We start from the raw sequence: 9,756 nt of genomic DNA on the forward strand, positions 1-9,756 counted from the left end.
CACGACGCGCTGCGCTCGACCTCGCACTGCTTGTCGGGCATTCCCCTGCCCGCCCTCCGCTCCGCCGCTAAACTCGCCATGTGTTCGTTGACCGGTACGCGCAGGCACGACGATGTGCGCACCGGGCGGGGGGGAGGAACCGATCCGTGGCCTGGACTGTGCATTTCGACGCCGCCGACGACATCGGCGCGGACAGCCAGGGCGAGATCCGCACCGCACTCCAAGGCGTCGCGTCGAGCACCGCGCCGCAGCCGGGCCACTGGCCCTCCACCGTCACCGAAGTGCACGTCACCCGCCGATTAGCCGGCGGACGCAGCGGCTCCGAGGTGCTGGAGATCCGGGTCGAGGACGCCGCGCACGGGTCATCGCTGCAGGTCGCGAAGCTCGCCGATGCCGAGAGCACCACCTTGGAATGGCAGCGGGGCAAGGAAGCCGACAACAGCCGCCGATTCCCGATCTACACCACGCTCCTCGCCGTCAGCGAAGGCGTGCTGAAACCGCCCGAACGCCCCCTGTTGCGCCGCCAGGCCCTCGTCTACCAGCACGTGCTGGACCGGGACCCCTCCGGAGGGGAACTCCGCTCCGTCGAGGACGTCGTCACTGCGGGCCTCGCCGGCGACGCGGAGGCAGACGCGGCCTGCCGGACCCTGCGCGGCGTCATGACGGCCCTGACCAAGCAGCTCCACCACGATCCGCAGGTGCAGCCGCGGGACCTGGCCGCCTACAACCGGACCCTGGGCGCCGACCTGTACGTCACCTTCGACACGTTCCAGCCCGACACCTCACCCGTCGACCTGACGCAAGGCTCCCTGACCGCCGGCCAGATCACCGAAAGCCAGTGCGACAGCACGAGGATCGCCCTCAACAGCACGGCCCCGCCCGGCCCAGACCGGTCACTGGGCGACCGCGACCTGGTGGCGCTCAGACTCGACGACGTCAGACTCGGCGAACACCACCTGATCGGATGGGCCGGCCACACCGCCGTCCGGGTCGAGGCGGTCAACGCCGCCCGCCAGCGCCCCCTCGCCGACATCCTGCACGGCCGGACGTCCCTGGAGATCTGCGGCCAGGTCCGGTACACCCGCGCCCAAGAATGGTCGCGGCGCCTCAGGCACTTCCTCCCCGGATGCACGGAAGCCGAAGGCCACCTCAGCCACGCCGACGTTCGCGTACGTCATCCACTCCACCGGCTCCACCGCATCCTCGACGACCGGGCCGTGGAGCGGACCCTCACCGCCGTGCACGGCGACCTCAACCCCCGCAACATCATGCTCTGCGGGGAGAACCCCTACCTGATCGACCTGGCCGTGGCCGACCCCCGGAAGCCGGCGCTCTCCGACCACGCCTGGCTGGAGGTCTGCACGCTCCGCGACCTGCCCGCCGACCAGCCGGCCGACCGGCTCGACTTCGCAGGGCTCGTCCAACTCCAGCGCCTCCTCGCGGTCATGTGCGCCCTCGCGACCCAACTGGACGCGCCCGACACGGACCGGGTCCTCGCCCGGCTGGTCGCGGCAGCACGCCGGGACTCGCCCGTCGGGGCCCGCTGCCTCGCCATGCTGTGGGAGATCCGGCGGGCCGCCGTCCTCCTCAACCGGGGCGTCGAAGGGCCTGCAGCATACGGGCACCTGATGGAGCATCTGACGCTCTCCGCCTGCCGAGCCCTGAAGTTCCCCGACGAAGACCAGAGCGAGCACAAGGTCGCGGTGTCGGCATCCGTCGCCGGCGTCGCCGCCGAGGCACTCGACGGCTTCGACGACTCCTTCTTCGACCAGTGGCCCACACACCAGGCCGAAGCACTGCGCTCCGCCCTGCTGGACGTCGAACGACTCCCCCCGGGCTGCGTCGACATCCTGACCGGCGTCCACCTGGCCCTCCGGGACGACGACGAACACTGCACCGATCGCCGCCGCGACGACCCGGTGATCTCCGCCGTCCTCACCGGGCCCCTCCGCGGACACCTGCCCGAACGCGAGCAGCTCAACCCGTACATCCCCCTGGCCGGGCGGCTGCTCGACCCCGGAGAGCCCCTGGTGCAGCAAGGCGACGGTGCTCTCACACCCGCTCCGCCCGAAGCCGTCGAGCTCCTGCTGAAACTGCCCAGGGTCGTCATCGTCGGCGATACGGGAACGGGCAAGTCCACCGTCGCCGCCGAACTCCAGACCCGTCTCCTGCGCCGCACCGGCGGTCCCCACGGCGCCGGCTGCTGGCCCCTGTCCACGACCGCCTTCCGCATGGGCGAGTACCTGCGGCAGAAGGGCAACGACTCCTCCGTGCCCGACATGCTCGGACAGTGCTGCCCCGAGGCGGCCGGGCTGCCCGTCGAGAGGATCGACCGGCTGGCCCGGCTCGGCGCCCTCCAGCTCGTCATCGACGACCTGCACACCGGAGACACGGCGGACCAGGACGTCGTCCACGGCTGGGTGCTGAAGATCGCCGAGGCCTATCCGCGGATGCGCCTGGTGGTGTGCCAGCGCGCGTGGGACTACGACCCCGACCTCCTGCGCTGGCCGGCCGTGGCCCTGCTCAAGGTCCGCAAGCACCAGGCACGCGACTACATCGAGGACATGCTGCGCCTGGAGCACCCCCGGACCTGGCGCGAGCGGATGAAACCGCTGGAAGAGCAGATCTTCAACGACCTGAGTGCGGTCGCCCTGCGCGACCTGGCGGGCAAGCCGCTGTTCCTGAGCATGCTGATCGAGCACTACAACGAGGCGGAGAAGATCGCCTCCAACCCCGGCATGCTGGTCCACCTCTATCTCAGGCGCCTGCTCAAGACCCCGGACCCGGCGGAGAACGACCGCAAGGTGCAGCTGCTGAGACTGCTCACCCAGAGCATGGAGGAGTACGGATCGACCCTGCGCTACCAGGACGCCCTGGAACGGCTCCAAGCGCTGCAGCCCACCGACACCGAGCGGACCCTCGCCGCCCTCGTCGGCACCGGCGTCCTCGAAACCGACGCCCACAGCGACTGGCTCAGCTTCTGCAACCCCCTCGTCCACGCCTTCTGCGCGGCCGGCTACCTGGAGGCGCAGGCCGCGACCAACCTCGAATCGGTGCTCGACAGCATCACCCGGTTCCGGTGGCGGGACGCGGCCCACCTGCTCGTCGCCAACCCCGACGCCGACCCGGACATGGTGCGCGCGGTACTGGAAACCGCCCTGGAGGCCAACACCGTGTACGGGGCGTGGCTCCTCCAGGCCGCCGCCGGGGACTTCGCCCCGCTGCACGCCTCCCTGATCTCCGGGCTCAGGACGACCCTGGAATCGAGCACCAGCGGGGAGCCGGCCTGGCGCGAGGCCTCGTACACGCTCGCCCGGTACGGAACCCCCGAGGCCATGGCCATCCTGGTGGCCGTGGCCCGGCAGGCCGACGCCGCCCCGGCTGCGGGCCAGGCCCTGTCCGGACTCGTCATGATGCACCAGTGGTTCGTCCCCGGCGCGGAGGCAGCCCTGACGGCCGTCCTGAAGGAACTGCTCGACCTGCCCTCCGGACTCAGCGGGCCCCTGACCGTCCTCGCCCTCCGCAGCATCGCCACGGCCGATCTCAAGGCCCTCACCGGACACGTCTGGTCCCGGCTGGAGGTCTCGGCGCCCTGGCCGGTCGTACAGCAGGCCCGGCAGACGCTCGCACAGCTCCGGGTGGAGCCCGACAGGCAACTGGACGCCGTGTACGCCGAAGCCTGCCGGGCGAGGCTGACGGAGGTCGGCTCCGAGCTGCAGCGCAGCGCCGACAACACCACCATCCACCGCCTCAACACCGAACGCATGGAGCTGCTGGAGGCACTGGCCAAGGAAGGCTCCCTGGAGACCCTGCTCGCACACCGGTTCAGCGTCGGGCTGGCCGACCACCCCGAGTGGCACCGCCACCTCCTCGAAGCGGCCGGCAGGCGTCACAGGGACGACCCCACCGACGCGTGCGCACAGCTGGTGCTCGACGCCGACGGCATCGCCGAGACCCAGTGGAACGAGGTGCTGGTCGCGGAGGACGACGACATGGCGGTGATCGCCGCGCACTTCCTGCTGAGGCGGGGCGAGGTCATCAGCGGATCCCGGCTGACCAGTGCCGCGGTGCACGCCTCACCGCAGCGGCTGCTCGCCCTGGCGGCGTTCGTCCACGGACTCGACCCGCAGGACCTCTCCAGCGTGGAACGCATCGTGGAGGGGCACTGCCTGCCCTCCCTCACCCCCGAGTACCTGGAACCGCTGTCCTCCCTCGTCGCGGCCGTCGGCAAGGGCGGCGTCGAACTCCATCCCGGCATCGCCCTGAGCGTCGAGCGCGCCCTCCGCGAGAAACACATGCGGCAAGCCATGTACTGGCCGTGGGCGGCGGCCTGGCGCGACGCCATCCCCGACCACCTCGACACCGGCCTCTTCCTCGGCAGGGAGCTCAGCGACGCCGATCTGCTCACCCTCATGGGAACGACCGACGTGCTGCTCGACGCCCCCCTCTTCGACCCGATACCGCTCACCTTCGACCAGCGGGAGCGGCTCCTGGGGATCGAGGTCGGCGACCCCACGAGCCTCGACGCCCACCGGCTGGTCCTGCTGGCGGCCAGCGCGGGCCTGCACGAACTGGTCGAGTTCGTCCGGGACGTCGCCTGGAACGTCACCAACTGCAGCGGGACGATCACGCACGCCCATCCGGTCCACGGACGGGTGGAGGTGTCGAGGGCCGCCCATGCCCTGAGCGCCTACGGCTACCTCAGTGCCCTGGCCGTCACCGACGGCGCGTTCAGGAACACGCGGCGCGCGCAGAAGGACCTCACCCAGCTCGCGGCATCCACCGCCGGGATGCACCCCAGCATGGAGCGTGCCCGCCTGATCGCGTTGGGCTTTCTGGGCGACTGGGAAGAGATCTTCACGGCCCTGCGGCCCGAAGACGCCATCATGCATCAAGCGGCAGTGAACCTCACGGCCCGCCTGCTGCACGGCCCGGACCCGTCGGCAGCCCTCTCGGTGGCCGCCGACATCGCCGAGTGGATCAAGGACCGGCAGCGCGACGAGGAACTGCCGGCCGAAACCCGGGCCGTCCTCAGCCACATCCGCTACACCGCCGAGTTCACGATGAGGCGCTATGTCCGGTGAAGCAGTCCGTGCGGTCCGCGTCGGCCGTGCGGTCCGCGTGGGCCGTCTGCGCCGTGCGGTGCACCCGTCCTGCGCGTCAGACCAGCCCCATGTGCTTCTTGCCCGCCGCCACGACCACACGCCGCCCCTCGGAAGCGGCCGACAGGGCACGCTCCAGCTGCTCGGCCGTCCCGGCCTCCTGGATGTGGCGGTGCAGCCGCAGCAGCCGCTCGCCGGCCGCCAGCACGTCGTGGCTGGACAGCAGACGCAGCCGCGTGAGGTGGTTGCGCATCTCCCCGTACTGCACGGCCAGATCCGTCGCGGCCGCCGGGTCCCCGGGGGGCGCGGCCTTCGCTATGTCGGAGTGCTTCCAACTGGCCGCGAGAAACGCCACGAACGCGTCCGTCAGCGCCTCCCGGGACCATGTGCGCTGCTCGCGGCGCCCCTGCACGACCGTCGTCACGACCAGGGTCGCCATGCTCGTTGCCGCCGCTGCCCAGGCGGCGTACCCGCTGGCATCCATAGACCAGTCATTGTCGCCAACGGTCCCGGCTCGAGAGGGCCGAATCGGCGAATTCCCCGTGCACGAGCCAGTCGCAGGAGTGACCAGCCATGACTCATCACGGACAGCCCGGCCCCACGCAGTCACACCCCGCACCGACGACCCTGACGGCGCTGCGCAGTGAGCTCCAGGAGCAGTTGGATCCCACGTCGGCGAACCCGGTGCTCGATCTGAAGGCCCTGCTGCGCCTCCTCGTGCGCAACCGTGCCCCTCTCCTCAAGGACGTCGACCGATCGGCGCCCCCGGACCGGCTGATCCGCCAGCTGGTCGCCTGGTGCATCACGAGCGCCTCCAGGGCGGACGCACTCGCCGACGCCCTGGAGCACTTCGCCGGGCTCGCGGGCACCGAGCAGCCGGATGCGGCCGGCACCCTGCGGATGCTGTCGGACCTCCTGGCCGCCCGGACCCTCATGGAGGACGAGGACCTCCGCCGGCTCCAGCGCCTCGTCGAGCCGCGCACCGTCCCGGCGCCCGACCTGCACCGGCTCGTGCAGGCCTGCCTGCCGCCGCTGTCCGCGGCCCTGCCGCAGCACTGCACGTCCACGTGGCCCACGGCGCTGCACCTGCTCCGGCGGAACGTGCTGCCGGGAGGCCTGCCGCCGCTGCTCGCGTTCATCGAGTACCTGGCCGCGGCCCCGTCCCAGGCGGCCGTCGACCCCCTGCGCGCGTGGACCGAGGAGAAGGCCGGGCAGTGGGGCGTCCTGGACGCCCTCCGGGCCTGCCGTGAAGCGGCAGCCCGCCACGCAGGCTCCGCCCCTTCCGCGACACCCCGGATCATGTTCGCGTTCCTGCCCGACGGCCTGCGCAACGACCTGTACACCCTGCGTACGTGGCACCGCGACGCCGACGCCGAGAACAGCCCCTCCATGCGGGGCGAGGACGCGCAGGTCGACTTCCGCGACATCGCCGACGCCGTGTACGGATGGCTGCAGAAGTGGCCCCGGCGGCCCAGCCCGGCCGACACCGTCTCCGTCGAGTTCTGGCTGCCGCTGCCCCTCGTCAACCAGCCCGTCTGGGACTGGTGTGCCCAGAGCACCCCTCCGCAGGCAGCGCCGCACTGGAACGTCGTCGTACGCAGCCTGGACCGCCTGCAGAGCCCGACCCTGCACCGGACGTGGCGCACCCGGTGGCAGCACCTGATGGACGAGGCCGGCCCGGCCTCCGCGCCCGCCGTACCCGACGGGCCGAGCCGCCGGCCGGCCCCGCCACAGAACCTCGTCGTCCTCAACAACCCTCCCGACGGCGAGGCCGGACGCAGCGAGCTGATGGCCGCGATCCGCCAGGGCGCCCCCGCCATCCTCTGGCACCGCGAGGACTGCGCATCCCCGGCCTTCCGGACCTCCGTGCAGCAGCTGATCGAGCAGGGACCGCTCAAGGACCTGCCCTCCCGCGTCAGCGCACTGCGCCAGGGGACCGGACCGCTCGGCCCGGCCGAGGACGAGGAGACGGTTCGGGGGATCAGCCTGCTGTGGGACGACCCCGACCAGCCCCTGCCGGCCATGCCGGCCCTGGTGGCACCGAGTGAGGCACTGTGACCACGCTGACGCCGTCCACGCCGTCCACGCCGTCGACCCCGTCGGCCCCGTCCGACGGCACCCCCTGGATCGTCACGACGATGCCGCAGGAAAGCCGCCCCGTCGGCGGCAGCAGAGCGCACGTGCCCGTGTACCCGCCCAAGCCCGTCTTCAGCCCGCCACCCGCCACCTGGCCGAAGGTCACACCGGTGCCCGGTACCCGGGCGGCCGCCCGCGCCCTGCACGCACTGGCCGTGCTGGACCGCGACCGCAGCCAGCCCGGCACCCTGCACGTCCCCAACGCACCGGGCACGCACCGGTCGTCACCGCACCACCCCTCCGCGTGGGACCTCGTCCTCGTCATCGACACCGGTGCGTCCATGACGGCCTGGTACCCCACGATCGACTCCTTCGTCGCCTGCACCCACGAAGTGCCCGTCTTCACCGACGTGCAGGTCGTCAAACTCCACAGCCAGGGCTTCGACCCCGACCGGAGCATCTTCGACAAGGTCGCGCTGGAGAACGCCGGACTCAACAGCGGTCGGCGGAAGATCGTGTTTCTGATCACGGACGGCGTCGGGCCGGCCTGGAGGCGGTCCGAAGTGTGGGAGCGGATCAGGGAATGGGCGAGCATCCACCCCCTGGCCGTCCTGCACGTCCAGCCGCACCAGAACTGGGCCCGCTCCGCGGTGCACACCCACACGCTGACCCTGCGCTCGTCCGAAGCCGGCGGCGCCAACTCGACGCTGGAGCAGAAGCCCGCCGGCCAGGAACCGCTGAACGGGCTGCTCACCCCCGTACCGGTCAACCCGGGGGACGTCATCGTGCCCGTGCTGGAGCTCCGCAAGAGATGGCTCGACCAGTGGTGCCGCCTGCTGCTCTCCCGCCAATGGGTGCGCCAGCAGGCCCTGGTGGTGGGCCGGGAAGGGCCTCCGGAGATCCCGGCCACGGCGGTGCCTGACCGCACTCCCGGCGCCGACGCGGAGAAGCGCGTCATCGAGTTCCTCGCCAGTGCCTCCGCAGAGACGACCAAGCTCGCCGGATTCCTCGCCTCCGCGCCGCTGAACCGGCACGTCATGCAGCTGATCGGCGGACAACTGCTCCCCACGGCCGGACCCGGCGACCTGTCCGAAATCCTGAGCAGCGGCCTGATCCGCGTCACCGAACCCACCAACCCCGACGACGCCCCGTACGACCGGGTCACCTTCGACTTCGAGCCCGGGGTGCGAGAAGCCCTCCTGGCCCGTGAAGGCTGGGAGAAGAGCCAGGCCGTCGCCAAGCTGATCGAGGACTATCTGTCCCCGGTGGTGGGCGCGGTCAAGGGCCTCGCGCAGCGCATCGAGTTCAGGACACCGCCCGACGCCCTCGTGGTGACCTACGACAACCTCCCCTTCGTCATGGTGGAGCGGACTGTTCTGCAGGCCATGCCGCTGGTGGCCGACAGCGAGGCCCTGCGCCGGATGGGAATGAAGATCGACGCCTTCGCCCCGGCCCCCGACGAATCCCGCGCGACCGTGTGAAGAACCCTTCGAGGTGAACGAGGCCACCGGCCCGGCGGCGCGACGGCGGCACCCACCACCCCGCAGGCCCTGCGGCCGCAGCTCCCGCCGCAGCCGTATCCCGGCCCCCCCGGATGGGGGCAGCCGCCGGTCGGCCCCGCCGCAGGGCCCCTCCCGGCCCTGGAAGGTGATCGGAATCATCGCGGCCGCGACAGCGGTGATCAGCGTCGTCAAGGTGGCGGCCTGTGCCCCGTCCAGGGTGAGCGGAGCCGGAGTCGTCCTGGACGAGATCGCCGAGTCCACCCTCAAGGTCGCGATGGAGGCGGGGCGGCGGGCGGAGGTCCGGCAGCCGATCGGCTGACGGCGCGCGGCGGTGGTGGTGCCGGTGGTGCGGGCGGGGCCGGGTTCAGCGGTGGCGGGTCAGGGCTGCGGGGGCGCCGGCGGACTGTGCTCCCTCCGATTCGAGGTTCAGCCGGTCCGGGTCCGCCATGGTGAGCACGTAGACATTGCCCCGGGGGCAGTCGAAGGTCGCCGCACGGTCCGTGGGATGGCTCGTCACGGCAGCGAACACCGCGGTGTTCCGGCCGGCCTGCCGCAGTTCGAGGGCCTCCGTGCATCCCAGGTCGCGTCCGCTGGAGGTCTCCTTGACCTCGCTGACCTGCCGGCCCACCACCTCGCCCACGGCGCCCGGGTGGAGGGTGACCGTGACGGTGAACTCCCCCGTCCGGGCACGGGAGATGCCGTCGGCGTCCGGGGTGCCGGGGCCGACCCCGGACCACGTGCCTGCCCACGACGCGGGCAGTGCCTGCGCCGAGGGCGCGGGCGCAGACGGGGACGGGGACGAGGACGGGGACGGCGCAGGACTGCCCCAAGGGGACGCGGACTTGGCTTCGTCGCCGCTCCACGGGAAGCGGAGCGGGAGGACGGCGGCGGTCAGTACGGCCGCACCGGCGGCTGCGCCGAGCAGCAGGGGCCGGCGCGATGCCCGTCCGCTCAGGCGTCCGGAGGCGGCATGGGAGGCCTGGAGGGCCGGGGAGGCCTCCGGCGCCGTGGCCGGGACGGCCGGCGGCTCGCCGGGAGGGGGCGGGAGGACCGGCGTGGGGCCGCTCCCTGAAGGG

5 protein-coding genes and 1 pseudogene are annotated in these 9,756 nt (G+C 72.0%); 4 read left to right on the plus strand and 2 right to left on the minus strand.

The genetic code is table 11. The features are described from left to right. Positions 1-146 precede the first annotated feature (146 nt). On the plus strand, positions 147-5,084 hold the full coding sequence (locus HYE82_RS12820) for a hypothetical protein (RefSeq protein ID WP_179174131.1): 4,938 nt from the start codon (positions 147-149) through the stop codon (positions 5,082-5,084). Between the two features lie 76 nt (positions 5,085-5,160). Here HYE82_RS12820 and HYE82_RS12825 read toward each other — a convergent pair whose 3' ends face one another. Then, positions 5,161-5,586 carry a hypothetical protein gene (locus HYE82_RS12825; RefSeq protein ID WP_179174132.1) on the minus strand — a complete coding sequence of 142 codons (426 nt, stop codon included), beginning with the start codon at positions 5,584-5,586 and terminating at the stop codon, positions 5,161-5,163. Between the two features lie 89 nt (positions 5,587-5,675). Between HYE82_RS12825 and HYE82_RS12830 the strand changes: the two genes are divergently transcribed. The 3 genes from HYE82_RS12830 to HYE82_RS12840 all read left to right on the plus strand — a co-directional run bounded on the left by HYE82_RS12830 (position 5,676) and on the right by HYE82_RS12840 (position 8,999). Continuing rightward, the gene (locus tag HYE82_RS12830; protein WP_179174133.1) at positions 5,676-7,160 is read left to right on the plus strand and encodes a hypothetical protein; all 1,485 of its coding nucleotides are present in this window, start codon (positions 5,676-5,678) and stop codon (positions 7,158-7,160) included. Beyond that, a complete protein-coding gene (locus HYE82_RS12835) occupies positions 7,157-8,659 on the plus strand; it encodes an SAV_2336 N-terminal domain-related protein (RefSeq protein WP_179174134.1) in 1,503 nt (500 codons plus the stop codon). Before HYE82_RS12830 ends, HYE82_RS12835 begins: the two co-directional genes overlap by 4 nt. Before the next feature lie 166 nt (positions 8,660-8,825). Further along, positions 8,826-8,999, plus strand: a complete 174-nt coding sequence (locus HYE82_RS12840) for a hypothetical protein (protein WP_179174135.1) — start codon at positions 8,826-8,828, stop codon at positions 8,997-8,999. Positions 9,000-9,044: 45 nt separating this feature from the next. Here the strand turns inward: HYE82_RS12840 and HYE82_RS12845 are convergent. Beyond that, a pseudogene (locus HYE82_RS12845) lies at positions 9,045-9,756 on the minus strand (hypothetical protein); the annotation flags it as partial.

This window comes from Streptomyces sp. BR123 (genome assembly GCF_013401435.1).
Lineage (GTDB): Bacteria > Actinomycetota > Actinomycetes > Streptomycetales > Streptomycetaceae > Streptomyces.